Origin of the sequence: Polynucleobacter sp. MWH-UH24A (genome assembly GCF_018687475.1) — a bacterium.
Taxonomy (GTDB): Bacteria; Pseudomonadota; Gammaproteobacteria; order Burkholderiales; family Burkholderiaceae; genus Polynucleobacter.
In genome coordinates, this window is record NZ_CP061292.1 from 285275 (window position 1) to 300205 (window position 14931).

The 14931-nt window shown below is 47.4% G+C and carries 15 protein-coding genes; 11 read left to right on the plus strand and 4 right to left on the minus strand.

Annotated elements, in window-relative coordinates; translation table 11 throughout:
- Window positions 1–11 precede the first annotated feature (11 nt).
- Window positions 12–911 carry a DUF6492 family protein gene (locus ICV32_RS01555; RefSeq protein ID WP_215371356.1) on the plus strand — a complete coding sequence of 300 codons (900 nt, stop codon included), beginning with the start codon at window positions 12–14 and terminating at the stop codon, window positions 909–911.
- The gene (locus ICV32_RS01560) at window positions 911–1822 is read left to right on the plus strand and encodes a glycosyltransferase (RefSeq protein WP_215371358.1); all 912 of its coding nucleotides are present in this window, start codon (window positions 911–913) and stop codon (window positions 1820–1822) included. The genes ICV32_RS01555 and ICV32_RS01560 overlap by 1 nt, the downstream gene beginning before the upstream one ends.
- Here the strand turns inward: ICV32_RS01560 and ICV32_RS01565 are convergent.
- Both ICV32_RS01565 and ICV32_RS01570 read right to left on the minus strand, forming a co-directional pair.
- Window positions 1784–2830 (minus strand): hypothetical protein, encoded by a 1047-nt coding sequence (locus ICV32_RS01565; RefSeq protein ID WP_215371360.1) that lies wholly within the window; start codon window positions 2828–2830, stop codon window positions 1784–1786. The genes ICV32_RS01560 and ICV32_RS01565 overlap by 39 nt on opposite strands.
- Window positions 2827–3843 (minus strand): glycosyltransferase family 10 domain-containing protein, encoded by a 1017-nt coding sequence (locus ICV32_RS01570; RefSeq protein ID WP_215371362.1) that lies wholly within the window; start codon window positions 3841–3843, stop codon window positions 2827–2829. Before ICV32_RS01570 ends, ICV32_RS01565 begins: the two co-directional genes overlap by 4 nt.
- Before the next feature lie 14 nt (window positions 3844–3857).
- Between ICV32_RS01570 and ICV32_RS01575 the strand changes: the two genes are divergently transcribed.
- From ICV32_RS01575 to waaC, 6 genes are read left to right on the plus strand one after another with little or no spacing between them, the layout of a single operon-like run.
- The gene (locus ICV32_RS01575; RefSeq protein ID WP_215371364.1) at window positions 3858–4775 is read left to right on the plus strand and encodes a hypothetical protein; all 918 of its coding nucleotides are present in this window, start codon (window positions 3858–3860) and stop codon (window positions 4773–4775) included.
- Between the two features lie 39 nt (window positions 4776–4814).
- Complete coding sequence (rfbB, locus tag ICV32_RS01580) at window positions 4815–5873, plus strand: dTDP-glucose 4,6-dehydratase (protein ID WP_215371366.1); 1059 nt, start codon at window positions 4815–4817, stop codon at window positions 5871–5873.
- A 23-nt stretch (window positions 5874–5896) separates the two neighbouring features.
- Complete coding sequence (gene rfbD / locus ICV32_RS01585; RefSeq protein WP_215371367.1) at window positions 5897–6865, plus strand: dTDP-4-dehydrorhamnose reductase; 969 nt, start codon at window positions 5897–5899, stop codon at window positions 6863–6865.
- Window positions 6866–6888: 23 nt separating this feature from the next.
- Window positions 6889–7833, plus strand: coding sequence for a glucose-1-phosphate thymidylyltransferase RfbA (gene rfbA / locus ICV32_RS01590; RefSeq protein WP_215371369.1), 945 nt, complete (start codon window positions 6889–6891; stop codon window positions 7831–7833).
- Complete coding sequence (rfbC, locus tag ICV32_RS01595) at window positions 7830–8402, plus strand: dTDP-4-dehydrorhamnose 3,5-epimerase (RefSeq protein WP_215371371.1); 573 nt, start codon at window positions 7830–7832, stop codon at window positions 8400–8402. Before rfbA ends, rfbC begins: the two co-directional genes overlap by 4 nt.
- Before the next feature lie 48 nt (window positions 8403–8450).
- Entirely contained in the window at window positions 8451–9617 is a 1167-nt protein-coding gene (gene waaC / locus ICV32_RS01600) for a lipopolysaccharide heptosyltransferase I (protein ID WP_251371895.1), read from the plus strand.
- Between the two features lie 41 nt (window positions 9618–9658).
- On the opposite strand, the gene ICV32_RS01605 is transcribed toward waaC, so the two are convergent.
- The gene (locus ICV32_RS01605; protein WP_215371372.1) at window positions 9659–10624 is read right to left on the minus strand and encodes a GDP-mannose 4,6-dehydratase; all 966 of its coding nucleotides are present in this window, start codon (window positions 10622–10624) and stop codon (window positions 9659–9661) included.
- Window positions 10625–10752: 128 nt separating this feature from the next.
- On the opposite strand from ICV32_RS01605, the gene ICV32_RS01610 reads away from it, so the two are divergent.
- The 3 genes from ICV32_RS01610 to ICV32_RS01620 all read left to right on the plus strand — a co-directional run bounded on the left by ICV32_RS01610 (window position 10753) and on the right by ICV32_RS01620 (window position 14406).
- On the plus strand, window positions 10753–12228 hold the full coding sequence (locus ICV32_RS01610; RefSeq protein ID WP_251371896.1) for a mannose-1-phosphate guanylyltransferase/mannose-6-phosphate isomerase: 1476 nt from the start codon (window positions 10753–10755) through the stop codon (window positions 12226–12228).
- 33 nt (window positions 12229–12261) lie between these two features.
- On the plus strand, window positions 12262–13395 hold the full coding sequence (gene gmd / locus ICV32_RS01615; RefSeq protein WP_215371374.1) for a GDP-mannose 4,6-dehydratase: 1134 nt from the start codon (window positions 12262–12264) through the stop codon (window positions 13393–13395).
- Window positions 13396–13482: 87 nt separating this feature from the next.
- On the plus strand, window positions 13483–14406 hold the full coding sequence (locus ICV32_RS01620; RefSeq protein WP_251371956.1) for a GDP-L-fucose synthase: 924 nt from the start codon (window positions 13483–13485) through the stop codon (window positions 14404–14406).
- A gap of 333 nt (window positions 14407–14739) precedes the next feature.
- On the opposite strand, the gene ICV32_RS01625 is transcribed toward ICV32_RS01620, so the two are convergent.
- Window positions 14740–14922, minus strand: coding sequence for a hypothetical protein (locus ICV32_RS01625; protein WP_215371377.1), 183 nt, complete (start codon window positions 14920–14922; stop codon window positions 14740–14742).
- Window positions 14923–14931 lie beyond the last annotated feature (9 nt).

Sequence of the window (14931 nt, forward strand, 5' to 3'; positions counted from 1 at the left end):
CGGACGCTCTTTTGAAAGACATTGTTCTTTACTGCAAGTCGTATTCGAAGGACTTTTTGCGTCTGCGAAATTTGTTGGCTTCCATCGACCGCCACAACCAAGAGCGCCTTGATTTTTATATATCTACCCCCGAGAGTGAGCGCCTTGAACTGGAGCGGTTCCTTGGTAGCCACGGTTACCAATGGGTCTCCGATGAATCAATCTCGCGTGCAAATCCGAGGGCGCCCATGGGGATTGAAAAGACCAAACCTGGTGGGCTCGCGCAACAAGTCATTAAATCTGAATTTTGGCGCTTAGGTCTTGCGAGTAATTATGTTTGCTTGGATTCCGATTGCATTTTTATACGTGATTTTAAAAAAAGTGACTTTATTGCAAGCGATGGCTATCCCTATACAGTGATTTATCAAAACAAGGAATACCATCAGCTCGCGATTAATCGGAACTACGCAAAAGCACCCCGTAATTTACAAGTGGACGCGGAAAATGTTAAAGCGATTTTTGGTCGCCGTGGCCCTAATTACTACTGCCTCTGCCCACCCTTCATTTGGTCAGCGGCCGTATGGCAATCACTCGATACAGAATTTCTTGAGCCTCGCGGCCAAACGCTATGGGATTTATGCACGCGTGAGCATCCAGAAACCTTTATTTATAACGAGGCCTTATTGAACTTTCGGGCCATTCCCTTATATCCGATTGAGCAATTGTTTCGGGTGTACTACTACGATTGGCATTACTTCCTATTGCGGCGTTTGGGTGAGTCAATTCCCAAGCTCAAGGAAAATTATCAAGGCGTCATTTACCAATCTAGTTGGGACTTAAGTCTAGACCTTGGTCCTAGTAAAAAATCCGTTTTCTCGCGCGCCTTAAAAAAAATTAAGCGCTTGGGGCGTTACCTGCAAAGTTATATCTAATGAGTACCCAAGCGTTGGTCAGCGTCATTATGCCGGCCTTTAATTCGGAGAAATACATCGCCCAGGCGATCGAAAGCATCTTAGCGCAAACCTATACCAATTTTGAGCTACTTATTTTTGATGATGGCTCCTCCGATCAAACTCGCGCAGTGATTCATCGGTATGTCGATCCCCGAATTATTAAAGTGCTTTCAGACCAAAATCGTGGAGTGGTCTTCGCCCGAAACAAGATGATTGATATGGCTAAGGGCCAATACATTGCCCTCATGGATGCCGATGACATAGCTGATCCGATGCGTTTTGAAAAACAGGTACTCACTTTAGAGGCCCAGGCATGCGATGTATGCGGCAGTGCGCAGTGGGTACTGGATGACGCCACTAAGGAAATTAAAAAATCCAAGGACAAGTTTAGTGACTCTGATTTACGTTCTTTGCTGGCTGTGTATTGCACCTTATGCAATTCAGCAGTAATGGCACGTGCAGAACTATTTAAGCGCTATCGGTATGACACTACGATTTTGACATCGGAAGATTATTACTTGTGGGTTCAAATTGCTGCGGCGGGCTATCGTTTTCTCAACTTACCAGAGCGCCTGGTGACTTACCGGCAATATCCGGCACAAACCAGCTCGGTTCATTTAGAGAAATTTAAGCTCTCCAGTATTGAAGTGCAAAAGCGCTATTTGACGCTACTCGGAATTGATGTCCACCTTCGTCCTAATCCACTTCCGTGGCGAGAACGCATGTATCCGGCAATTCAATTACTAAAAGCTCTGAAGGTATCTTTTCCAAAAATGTCGTTCAAGGCTTACTATGAAATTTACGCACGGTTTCAGTATCGGCGCTCAGGAATTTGGACGCCGCTCACACGCCTAGAGCGGATCCTGGTTTGCTGGTGGGTGATGCGCTAAAAATTGAGTGATGGCTCTTTTACTCGGTACGTCGAGGATGTCAGGCACTTCACAGAGATGATCAGCGCCTCGGTACGAGTGCCACATAGATGGAACTAGCTTAATGGAATGACTAAGCATTCCTGCTAAATGGGTCATTCCACTTTTGGAGCCAATGAAGTAATCGGCCTGTAAAAGGTGATGAAAGGTTTCTAAAAAAGGCGTGTCGATATGCTCAACTACCTGATGACCGCTGTCCTTGTAGTAATGCATCCAAGAGAAAGGCTCCCCGGTTTCGGAGTGAAATACCCCATTTTTTCCCTCACTAAAAATATGGATCGTTAGGGGTTGATGGACCTGGGCCATGATGAGATCGAGAATCTCAAGATACCACCGATCAGGAAGCATTCGTGACGCTAAATCCGCGTATTGCCGACCCGGTAGCAGGTCACCTCGGCGAATATGCACCGCAATATGTAAAGATCCTGGTGGATAGAGAAGAGCAATTGGATCGGTTTGACGGGCTTTGTCATAGGCGCTGCGTAACCAGGTTCGAGTACTGGCATATTCATAATCACCAGTGGGATTTTTTTTTAACCGAAAGACGGTATTGGGTTCTGGGTGGGATTGAATGAAGGTATCGATTACTCGATAGACCTCATCATCAATTTGCTCATGCGTTGGAATCGGTATTTGAAATTGAGGCAAGGTAATGACCCTCAGTTCACCTTGGCGAATGCGCCGCTCTACCGCATTCCGTCTAGGAAGTATCTGGGCCAAATTGAGCATGCGGTTTAAGTCATCACCAAGATTATGGGTTTCATAGACTTGCGCACCCCGTAGTTTGCGTAAGCCCTGCTTGAGGCGCCAGCGCCAATTGGCGCGCGACGATTTGCGCAGCTGTGCCGGAGCGTATGCTAACTGCAATTGATTGCGAAGTGCAATTTTGAGCCCACGATTAATGAAGCCCATCGAGTGACCGATTCCGGCATCGGGATTGTCGTAATCAATGATAAAGCGCTGACTCATTGGTTCAAATCAGCCAAAATCCGATTGCGGATGATTGATACATACCGTGTGGTGTCAAATGCCATAGCGGCCGAGCTTTTCAAATAAGTCATTATGTTTTGTTGGAAGCGGGCATAGGTTTTTGCATCGATCGACTTTAGGTAGCGATGTACATCAGCAGTCGTATCAAACTGCCGACGATCAATAAAGCAATGACTTGGAATATGCTCGTTAATGGTGTGGGACCCCCAATAGACCGGAACGCAGCCGCTAAAAAAGCAATCAAATATTTTTTCGGTAATGTAATCGGGTAAATCCGCCACATTTTCATAACAGTAGGCAAACTTAGCTTTACGGTACACCACGGACTTATCTTCAATCGCTCCGGCGTAGCTCGGAAACGGTCGATACCCAAAAAGTTGGGTTCGTAGACGCTCAATCCGCCGCTTAATCTTTGCGGAAAAATGAAATGCAGGACTGGGTTTACCCCAACCCAGGCCATAGAGGGAAAAATCGCTTGGCGCGTGATTTTCATACCAGCGAATCACCGAAATGCGCTCGCGATATAAGTCGGTTGCGAGTCCGGGGGGAAAGGCTTTATTGGCATTAATGAGGCAGCTAAATATTGGCCGTTCCTCAAAAGGCGCAAATGCCTCATAGCGAATCTGATTGGGGATGAAGAGCTGCACTGCATTGGGTAAGTGCAATAAATTTCGATTCCAAGTGAAGAACGCGTCAAATTGCTTGAGGTATTGTTCATCGCAATTGAGGGGGCAAATACTGGGGTTTTCAGTGGCAATCAGGTATTTGGGACCGGGTAAATCACAAATCATCTGACCATCATGAAGAAGATTAAAAGCAATGGGGCGACCTAAATTGACATCAGGGTTATTGAGCTCAACGCCTACCGCCATGAATTCAGAACGTAAGAGCCGATTGGTGTAGGTCGGGTTATAGGTATGATGTTTATCAATCACCGCAAATGAGGCATTCTTAACCCGGTCCGGGTGATAATAGTTAGCAAATCGCATCATTTATCCCACTATATATGACCTCACACCGCGAACTTAACCCACATCGGCCGATTTCAGAATCGTCAGTCTTATTGGCTGGCCCCGTTCGTAATGTTGCGGGGGTAATTGAGCGCGAAGTGCAAACCCTAATGGCAAGCCTCATACATTTTAAAAGCATTGATTGCTTGGTAGTTGAAAGTGACTCCAACGATGATACGGTAAAAAAATTAGCCGAACTGACTAAGACCATTCCTCAGTTTTCGTATGTCAGTATGGGGCAATTAAGTCAACACTACCCCAGGCGCACTGATCGGATTGCCTTGTGTCGCAATGTGATTATTGATGCCGTCGCGCAAAACCCAGCTTATGCCCATATTGACTATATCGCCATGGCCGATATGGATGGCATGAATAGCCTTATCACCCCCGAGAAAATTACCCAATGCTGGAAAGTAAGCGAGCCATGGGATGTTATTACGGCTAATCAATTAGGGCCCTATTACGACACTTGGGCGCTAAAACATCCAGATTGGAATCCAACCGATTGCTGGCAACAAAGAACAGCATTAGAAAATATTATTGGGTATGAGGCCGCAGAAAATTTAGCGATTACCGCCAAACAAGTGGCGCTTGATCCCAGTGCGGGTTTAATTGAGGTGGACTCAGCATTTGGCGGATTTGCCATCTACCGCAGGGAGGCATTTTTAGCGGGGCGCTATGTCGGTTCAGTTAGCGAGGGTAGATTGGATGAGATCTGTGAACACATTTCCTATCATGCGGAGTTGCGCCAAAAGGGATATCGAATTTACATCAACTGCGCATTGATTAATTGTGAGCACCAAGTCGTTTCCAAGAGAGCTGAAATGATCTTGAAATGGATCCAAGCTTTGGGACTATTGGTTTTTGGAAAAAAGCGGCTCAATAAATACCTGGATTTAATAAAGGCTCGTTAACCCTAGTATTATTGATATTGACGGTAATAGAGGTAGACCATGATTTTTGTAACGGGTGGCGCGGGTTTTATTGGCGGCAACTTTGTGCTCGATTGGCTCAAAGACCCCGCTGCCGAAGGAATCATTAATCTCGATAAATTAACCTATGCGGGTAACTTAGCGACGCTTGACTCCCTAAAGAACGATTCCCGCCATCGGTTTGTGCAAGGCGATATTGGCGATCGTGCGTTGGTCCTGCAGCTTTTAAAAGAGCATCAACCCCGAGCGATTGTGAACTTTGCCGCCGAGAGCCATGTCGATCGTTCGATCCATGGCCCAGCTGATTTTATCAATACAAACATTGTTGGCACCTTCCATTTGCTCGAATGCGCGCGTCACTTTTGGAATGATCTATCCGAAGACCGAAAAAAGAGTTTTCGCTTTCACCATGTCTCCACCGATGAAGTCTATGGCTCGCTATTACCAACCGCCCCGGCATTTACGGAAACCCATCCCTATGAACCCAATAGTCCCTATTCCGCTTCCAAAGCCGCATCGGATCATTTAGTAAGAGCCTGGTTTCACACCTATGGCTTACCGGTGGTGACCACCAATTGCTCGAATAACTATGGGCCATACCATTTCCCCGAAAAGCTCATTCCCCTCGTTATTTTGAATGCCATCAATGGTAAGCCGCTACCCATTTACGGCGATGGCCAGCAAGTGCGCGATTGGCTCTTTGTCGGTGATCATTGCTCAGCGATTCGCGCGGTGCTCGCTCACGGTGCGCTTGGAGAAACGTACAACATTGGTGGTTGGAATGAGAAAACCAATCTAAGTGTCGTGCAAACCATCTGCCAGATTTTGGATGAGTTAAGACCGAGAGCGGATGGACAGTCTTATGCCCAGCAAATTACTTTTGTGAAAGATCGCCCTGGCCACGATCGGCGCTATGCGATGGATGCAAGCAAAATTGAGCGCGAGCTCGGTTGGCGACCCGCTGAAACCTTTGATACCGGCATTCGCAAAACGGTCCAGTGGTATCTCGAGAATCTATCCTGGGTGGAGGGTGTGGTGAGCGGCGCCTATCGCGATTGGTTGCAAAAGCAATACAGCTAAAACATATCCATCCCTATATTCAAATGAACATTTTGGTTTTTGGTAAAGATGGCCAATTGGGTAAAGCATTTCAAAGCGTCTTGGCCGCTCATAAGCTCAGCGAGTTGCATCGCATTCACTTCGTAGGGCGCGCGCAGTGCGACCTTAGCAATGCCGATGCTATAACCAATCTTTTACGAGAAACGAAACCAAACCTCATCATTAATGCGGCGGCGTATACAGCAGTAGATCAAGCTGAGCAAGAAATCGATTTAGCCTATGCAATCAATGCCAATGCCCCCGCCGTTATGGCGCAATACGCAGTGAAGGAGGGCGCAACCTTATTACACTACTCGACCGATTACGTCTTTGATGGGACCAAAGCCACCCCTTACCTCGAGACCGATGCCCGTAATCCGTTAGGAATCTATGGCAAAAGCAAAGCAGCCGGTGAGGAAGCGATTGAAACGATATTTAGAAGTCAGCCAGACCCCCAAGCACAATTTGCAATTTTGCGAACCAGCTGGGTCTATGGCGATGGGCCTAACTTTATTCGTACGATCTTGCGGCTCGCTAAAGAGCGCGATGCCATCAAAGTCATTGCCAATCAATATGGCGTGCCCACCAGTGCACTCTGGTTAGCGAGCATTAGCCTAGCCATCGTGCTTAATGAGAACCATCAACTGCGATCCTTTCCCTCAGGGTTTTACCACGCCATCCCTCAAGGAGAAACAACCTGGTACGAATTGGCCTGTTTTGCAGTACAGGTTGCCTCAGATGCGGGTGCGGATCTAAAACTGTATCCTAATCAGATCACTGCCATTCCTGCTTCGGAGTATCCCTTACCGGCACCGCGACCGATGAACTCACGTTTGGGACGACCCGCATTGGATACGCTTATGAATCAGATCTCTAAAGGCACTGATGTGACAAAATGGCAGCAATGGCAACAATCATGGCAAGAGCAAGTCGCAGACTATGTTCAAGATTTAGTTCTTCATAAAAATATTTAAGAGCTTCCTAAAGGTATTTTTCGATGACAGTAAATTTAGCGAATTCAAACAAGCGCAAGGGTATTATCTTGGCGGGTGGCTCGGGCACGCGTTTATATCCTGTCACGCAAGCGGTCTCCAAGCAACTCATGCCGGTGTATGACAAGCCGATGGTCTATTACCCGCTAACAACCCTGATGCTCGCTGGTATTCGTGACATTTTGTTGATTTCTACCCCGCACGATACTCCACGTTTTACCGAGTTACTGGGTGACGGTTCGCAATGGGGTTTGAATATCGCCTACTGTGTGCAGCAATCGCCCGATGGTCTTGCGCAAGCTTTTATTTTGGGCAAGTCCTTCATAAACCATCATCCCTGCACATTGGTATTGGGTGACAATATTTTTTATGGCCATGAGCTCGTAGATCAGCTCCAGCGTGCGAATGCCCAAATCGACGGCGCAACCGTATTTGCCTATCACGTGAATGATCCCGAGCGCTATGGTGTCGTCGAGTTTGATCAAGACTACAAAGCCATCTCGATTGAAGAAAAACCAACAAAGCCCCGAAGTAGTTATGCGGTAACCGGTCTTTATTTTTACGATCATCAGGTCTGCGACATTGCTGCTTCGATTAAACCCAGTGCCAGGGGCGAGCTTGAGATTACGGATGTGAACCGTGCTTATCTCATTAACAATGCATTGAGTGTTGAGATCATGGGGCGCGGCTATGCCTGGCTCGATACGGGCACGCACGATTCGCTCCTCGATGCCGCAGGTTTTATTGCTACTTTGCAAAAACGTCAAGGTCTCATGGTGGCTTGTCCCGAAGAAATTGCCTACCGACATGGTTGGATTAGCCAAGAAGCTGTGGAGAAGGTTGCCAATCAACTCAGTAAAAGCAGTTACGGTCAGTATCTATCCAAAATGCTTCATGAATTAAATACCAGTGCACAACCGATTGGTTTATCTACCAAGGCAAAGTCATGACTATTGATACTAATCCGAAATTACAAGTCAAGCCTACCGCCATTCCTGAGGTGTTGATGGTGGAGCCTAAGGTCTTTGGGGATCAGCGCGGTTGGTTTACCGAATCCTTTAATACCAAGGATTTTGCAAACGCAACTGGACTGCAGATTGAGTTTGTGCAAGATAATCATTCCTTCTCACAGCAGTGGATACTGCGGGGGTTGCATTACCAACTCGAACACACGCAAGGTAAACTCGTGCGAGTGATAGCGGGTTCGGTCTTTGATGTAGTTGTGGACTTACGCAAAGACTCATCGACTTTTGGCCACTGGGTGGGCGAGATACTGAGCGCTGAAAACCATCGCCAACTGTGGATCCCCCCCGGCTTTGCGCATGGCTTTTTGGTCTTATCCGATACCGCAGAGTTTTTATACAAAACCACCGATTACTACGATCCAAAGAGCGAAGTCTGTTTATCATGGTGCGATCCCACCATCGCGATCCAATGGCCCATTCCAGCTGGCGTAGAAGTGTCGCTCAACGCCAAGGATGCGGCAGGCCTATCCTGGAAGCAAGCCCCTAAGTTTTAGTGGTATCCATCAAGTCGCTCTGAAAGTCGAAGGGAATGAGCGCGGCCCATGACTAAACCATACGATAATCGAGCCATGGCTAGTTTATCGCAGACGCAAGGCTTACAGCACACTTCTGTAGATCAGACTGATCAGGCAGGGTTGATCACTCAAGAGGGGGGTGCCCCCAAAATCTTGATCGTTAAGCTTTCATCCTTAGGCGATGTGCTCCATACCCTGCCCATCGTTTGGGATTTGCGCAAACGCTTGCCCCATGCGCAAATCGATTGGATTATCGAAGAGGCCTACGTCCCATTACTCAAACCCTTAGAAACCACCAACACATTTAGAGGGATTGATCGGATTATTCCGCTCGCGTTTCGGCGTTGGCGTAAAAGCCTTTGGAGTCGAAGTACTTGGCATGAGTTTCGGACCATGCGCCAAATACTGCAAGCCACCACCTACGATGTGATTCTTGAAACGCAAGGCTTAATCAAATCCGCCTTGGTGTGCACACTTGCAAAAAAATCCGCTCATGCGGTAGTTGCGGGTCTGGGGAATGCCACCGAGTACTCAGGCTATGAGCCGTTGGCACGCTTTTTTTATACCCAAGCAGTGCAGGTTCCTAAACAGTGCCACGCGGTTGATCGCGCGCGTTGGGTGATGTGCTCGGCGATGGATTGGCCACTCATTAAACGCGAGAATGAACCACCGCAGTTTTATCCCCCTGAATTTGTAAAGCATCTTCCAATCCTACCCCTCGAGGATCTTTCCAGCGCGACTAATGACCCCACCGCGCCGTATGTGCTGTGTTTTCATTCCACAGCGCGCGCCGCCAAGCGCTGGGCTAATGAATCGTGGATTGATTTGGGAAAATCATTGGCTAAAGAGGGCTACCGATTGGTACTGCCTTGGGGGAGTACGAGCGAAAGGCAGGTTAGTGAATTCATCGCAAGTCACATTCCGGGAGCAATCGTTCCCAGGGCCATCTCAATTGAAGAGGCCTATTCGTTGGTTGCCCATGCGGCACTCATCGTGGGGGTAGACACCGGTTTAACCCATGTGGCCGCCGTTTTGGGTAAACCCACGGTTGAGATTTATTGCGACTCCCCTAGGTGGAAAACCGAGGGCTATTGGTCCAATCAAATCGCCAATCACGGTGATGTAGGGCATCCGCCTGAAGTGGCTGAGGTGCTTGCGGCTTGTCAGCGATTAATGATGCAATCATCAATTTGATCAATCGGAATAAAATGAGAGTCTACTGTCTACTAAGCGTACTAAGCGAGCTTTTGCGCTTGCGCAGCGCACATGCGCTCAATCACCCCGTCAACATCGGTGGGTTTTTTCCACTTCAGTTGTTTAATGGCCCGCTCGGGGTTACCCACACTGTATTGAATTTCATTGGGTCGGAAAAACGCAGGATTAATTTCTACATGCTCTTGCCAATCCAAATCAAAATACTCAAAGGCTTTGGCGACAAAATAGGTGAGGGACTCCATGCGGCCCGTGGCGATCACAAAATCATCAGGTTTATCTTGCTGCATCATGAGCCACATGGCTTCCACATACTCTGAAGCCCAGCCCCAATCGCGGCAAATATCTAAATTACCCAGTTCAATCTTTTGCATCAGCCCAGCTTTGATCTGACTAGCGCCCACCACAATTTTTTGCGTGACAAAACGCTCCGGACGCAAGGGCGATTCGTGGTTAAACAAGATGCCCGTGCAGGCATAGAGACCATAGGATTCACGGTAGCTGTTAATAAGCCACTTGGCGGTTGATTTCGCAACTGCATACGGACTGCGTGGTGCAAAGGGTGTAGCCTCATTGGCAGGGGTGGTACCGGTATCTCCAAAACACTCACTAGAACCAGCATTGTAAAAACGGACGGTCTTACCAAGTACTCGGATTACCTCCAAAATATTCAAGGTGCCAATCGCAATACTTTCAATGGCTTCAACCGGTTGTTCAAAGGAAAGGCCAACAGAGGTTTGACCGGCGAGGTTGTAAATCTCATCAGGATCGCAGCTTTGAATCGCGTTAAAGACGCTACGAAAGTCATTAATTGAGACAGATATTAGCTTTACGTGTTCGCGAATACCAAGGGCATTTAAGTTGGCAAATGAGGATGCCATGACATCTCGCGACGATCCAGTAACTGCATAGCCTTTGCTAAGAAGGTGCTGTGCTAGGTAAGCACCATCTTGTCCGGTAATGCCAATAATGAGGGCATTTTTAGTCATAAAGTCGGCGATGAATGGGATATTTACTATTAGGAATAGTTTAAGCGGTAAATGTTGTTCCGAACTAATTCCAAATTTTGTTTTGATTAGTCCTTTAAAATAGGGTTGTTTTCTAAATATAGCTTTGTGTGAATACTTCTACCATAACCCCCTCAACCATACCAGTCATTTTATGTGGCGGTTCCGGGACGCGTCTTTGGCCTTTATCGCGCGCAGGCTTTCCAAAGCAATTTTTAATTCTCTCTGGCGACGATCGTCAGGAAAGTCTTTTTCAGCAGGCTATTATTAGGGCTTGCGCAGCGATCGGATCTGGCGCTGATTCGGGTAGGGCATTCATTGTGACCAATGAAGAACATCGTTTTTTAGCATTGGATCAGCTGCGCGAGTTAAAGAATGCCCAGGCAACCCTGCTACTTGAGCCATCGGGGCGCAACACTGCACCAGCACTTACCTTGGCAGCCTTATGTGCAATAGAGAATCACGATGATGCCGTTTTGCTCGTGACGCCCGCTGATCAAACAATTGCTAATCAATCCGCATTTGAAAAAGCCATACAGTCGGCACTGCAAATTGCCCAATCAGGGGCGATTGCGATTTTGGGAATAAAGCCAACGGCCCCAGAGACCGGTTATGGGTATATTCAAGCGCAGCCAGCAGATAATGGCGCGATGTTGGTCAAGCGTTTTGTCGAAAAGCCCGATTTAGCGACTGCCACCCAATATTTAAAGGAGGGTGGCTACTATTGGAATGGCGGCATGTTTGTCCTCAAGGCGAGTGTCTGGCTTGCTGCATTAAAAGAGTTTCGCCCTGATATTTTGGAGGCTACCATCAAAGCATGGCAAGCTAAAACGAGCGATGTCAGTGGTGATGCTCTTTTTATCCGACCCGATAAAGAACTTTTTAATTCGATTCCGAGCGAATCAATTGATTATGCGGTGATTGAGAAATGCCCTGGTAGCACTTTTACCATTCAAATGGTTCCATTGGATGCCGGTTGGAATGATTTAGGCGCATGGGATGCAGTCTGGCAGGTCAGTAGTCAAGATGAGCAAGGTAATGTCACGCGAGGGGATGTTGTCTTGGAGCAAACCACCAATTCTCTTGTTTACTCAAGTAATCGTTTGATTGGCGCAGTGGGCGTCAATAACCTTGTTGTTGTAGAGACCGCCGATGCGGTATTGGTTGCTGATCGAGCCAATAGTCAAGAAGTCAAGGCCATTATCAAACGACTAGAGCAAGAGAGTCGCGAAGAGAAGAATTTGCATCGTAAAGTCAATCGGCCCTGGGGTTGGTATGACAGCGTCGATGAGGGTGAGCGCTTTAAGGTCAAACGCATTCAAGTGAAACCCGGCGCGAGCCTCTCCCTACAAATGCACCATCACCGCGCTGAGCACTGGATTGTGGTGAAGGGAACCGCAGAAATCACCAATGGCGATCAAGTGATGATCTTGCGCGAGAATCAAAGCACGTACATCCCCCAAGGGCAGACCCATCGATTAGCCAACCCTGGGACTGAACCCCTGGAAATTATTGAGGTGCAATCAGGCTCTTATTTAGGAGAAGATGATATTGTGCGGTTTGAAGATACGTATGGGCGAAAATAGAGTTTAAGATTAATCATAACCAATCACAAATCCATGAGCACCAATCAACCTAAAGTAGCTTTAATTACTGGTATTACTGGCCAAGACGGCTCCTACCTGGCTGAATTTTTATTGGAAAAGGGCTATGTGGTGCATGGCATTAAACGCCGCGCCTCACTCTTTAATACCGAGCGTATTGATCACCTCTACGAAGACCCGCACGTGAATCATCGCCATTTGATCTTGCACTATGGGGATTTGACGGACACCAGCAACTTGGTGCGCATCATTCAGGAGTGCCAACCCGATGAAATCTACAACCTAGGGGCGCAAAGCCATGTGGCTGTCTCCTTTGAGTCGCCGGAGTATACGGCGGACGTGGATGCGATTGGAGCACTGCGGATGTTGGAGGCCATTCGCATCTTAGGATTGGAAAAGAAAACCCGCTTTTACCAAGCCTCGACTTCAGAGCTCTATGGCTTAGTGCAAGAGATCCCCCAAAAAGAAACGACCCCGTTCTATCCGAGAAGCCCCTACGCAGTTGCTAAGCTCTATGCCTATTGGATTACGGTGAACTACCGAGAAGCCTATGGCATGTATGCGTGCAATGGCATTCTCTTTAACCATGAATCCAAGCGCCGCGGTGAAACCTTTGTGACACGCAAGGTCACGCGCGGTTTGGCCAACATTGCTCAGGGTCTGGAGCAGTGCCTCTACATGGGCAATATTGATGCGTTACGCGATTGGGGTCACGCCATGGATTATGTGCGTATGCAGTGGTTGATGCTCCAACAAGACAAGCCAGAAGATTTTGTGATTGCCACGGGGGTGCAATATACCGTGCGTGAGTTCATTCAAAAGAGTGCCAATGAGCTAGGAATCACTCTGAAATTTGAAGGCAAAGCTGAAAGCGAGAAGGCCATTGTAGCGAAGATTGAAGGGAACAAGGCGCCTGCTTTAAAGGTGGGCGATGTAATCGTACAAATTGATCCGCATTACTACCGCCCCACCGAAGTCGAGACCCTCTTGGGGGATCCCTCTAAAGCCAAAGAAAAGCTGGGTTGGGTGCCTGAGATTACGCTTGATCAAATGATCGAAGAGATGGTCGCCCACGATCTGGAAAAAGCAAAGCAACATGCATTACTAAAACAACACGGCTATGACGTTGCGGTTGGTAAAGAAAAGTAATCACTTGTAAAACTAATCAAACCTTATAGAGAGGCTTGCTTGTCTAACGATCGTGATCCAAAAATTTATATTGCAGGCCATCGGGGCATGGTGGGGTCTGCGATTGTGCGGGAGTTGGCGCGCAAAGGCTATACCAATTTGGTGTATCGCACTCATCAGGAACTCGACCTCACCAATCAAGCAGCCGTCCAACACTTTTTTGAATCTGAAAAGCCTGATCAGGTGTACTTGGCGGCAGCAATAGTTGGGGGAATTCATGCGAACAATACCTATCCTGCAGAGTTTATTTACGACAATTTGATGGTGCAAAATAATGTCATCCATCAAGCCTTTCGAAGTGGCGTCAAAAAACTCCTATTCTTAGGTTCCAGTTGCATTTATCCAAAGTTAGCGTCTCAACCGATGGCGGAGGACGCACTCTTGACCGGAAAATTAGAGCCTACCAATGAGCCCTATGCGATTGCCAAGATTGCCGGTATCAAAATGTGCGAAAGCTATAACCGGCAATATGGCGAGAGTCATGGGGTGGACTATCGTTCCGTAATGCCCACCAATCTGTATGGACCAGGTGATAACTACCACCCCGAAAATAGCCATGTGATTCCGGCGCTGGTGCGACGTTTTCATGAGGCTAAACGTCACAATCAATCCAAGGTAGTCATTTGGGGAACCGGGACTCCTAGGCGCGAATTTTTATACGTGGATGACATGGCAAAAGCCTGCGTATTTGTAATGAATTTACCGAAAGTGCAGTACGATCAAGTGACTAGTCCAATGCAGCAGCATCTTAACGTTGGTTTTGGTAGTGATGTCACGATTGCAGAGTTAGCCCACTTGATCGCCAAGGTAACTGGATATGCTGGCGAGATTGAGTTTGATTCCACAAAGCCAGATGGTGCTCCACGAAAACTAATGAATTCATCAACACTTCAGAAGCTGGGTTGGCAACCCCATGTCGATTTAGAGTCTGGGCTATCAATGACCTATCAGGAATTTGTGCAACTCAGCTGATTACAAGTCGCCACCTTCGTTGATCAATTTCCTCCAGTAATGCATCGTTAGTTTGTCGTAATTAAACATTTTGTTTTTAAGATTCAATTTAGCTTGTGCTAAAAATTCTGGGATTAGTTGATCCCAAGATTCAACTTCAATCACGTGCAAGTCTTGAAAAAGCTCGCTGATATGAGATTTCTTAACTATGGGAATGCAGCCAAGAATTAGAGCTTCCCAGGTATGAAAGGAATCAATCTCTGCTCCATGGGGAATTAAGACAAATTGATAACCCGATTGCTCTTCCCAGGTTTTGGCTGAAGGTAAGGGCTTGGGTTGAACATAGCAAAGCGATCAATTGATCATGTCATAGCAGGATTGCCGATTGGTTCGATCAAGTAAGAAATACCCGTTGCAAAAGACGAGGGGCAGTCGATCCTCGCACTTTTGCGCTTGCTTTACAAAGGTTTGGATTTGCAATTCTTGGAGTGTGGGCAGAATAAAGCCGCCACCCCATTGCAAGGGATCAAGCCACAAGTTATATAA

Excerpts from the sequence above, each read along its gene's own strand:
- ICV32_RS01560 (WP_215371358.1), top strand. The coding sequence starts at position 911 with ATGAGTACCCAAGCGTTGGTCAGCGTCATTATGCCGGCCTTTAATTCG.
- ICV32_RS01565 (WP_215371360.1), bottom strand. The coding sequence starts at position 2,830 with ATGAGTCAGCGCTTTATCATTGATTACGACAATCCCGATGCCGGAATC.
- ICV32_RS01570 (WP_215371362.1), bottom strand. The coding sequence starts at position 3,843 with ATGATGCGATTTGCTAACTATTATCACCCGGACCGGGTTAAGAATGCC.
- ICV32_RS01575 (WP_215371364.1), top strand. The coding sequence starts at position 3,858 with ATGACCTCACACCGCGAACTTAACCCACATCGGCCGATTTCAGAATCG.
- rfbB (WP_215371366.1), top strand. The coding sequence starts at position 4,815 with ATGATTTTTGTAACGGGTGGCGCGGGTTTTATTGGCGGCAACTTTGTG.
- rfbD (WP_215371367.1), top strand. The coding sequence starts at position 5,897 with ATGAACATTTTGGTTTTTGGTAAAGATGGCCAATTGGGTAAAGCATTT.
- rfbA (WP_215371369.1), top strand. The coding sequence starts at position 6,889 with ATGACAGTAAATTTAGCGAATTCAAACAAGCGCAAGGGTATTATCTTG.
- rfbC (WP_215371371.1), top strand. The coding sequence starts at position 7,830 with ATGACTATTGATACTAATCCGAAATTACAAGTCAAGCCTACCGCCATT.
- waaC (WP_251371895.1), top strand. The coding sequence starts at position 8,451 with ATGACTAAACCATACGATAATCGAGCCATGGCTAGTTTATCGCAGACG.
- ICV32_RS01605 (WP_215371372.1), bottom strand. The coding sequence starts at position 10,624 with ATGACTAAAAATGCCCTCATTATTGGCATTACCGGACAAGATGGTGCT.
- gmd (WP_215371374.1), top strand. The coding sequence starts at position 12,262 with ATGAGCACCAATCAACCTAAAGTAGCTTTAATTACTGGTATTACTGGC.
- ICV32_RS01620 (WP_251371956.1), top strand. The coding sequence starts at position 13,483 with ATGGTGGGGTCTGCGATTGTGCGGGAGTTGGCGCGCAAAGGCTATACC.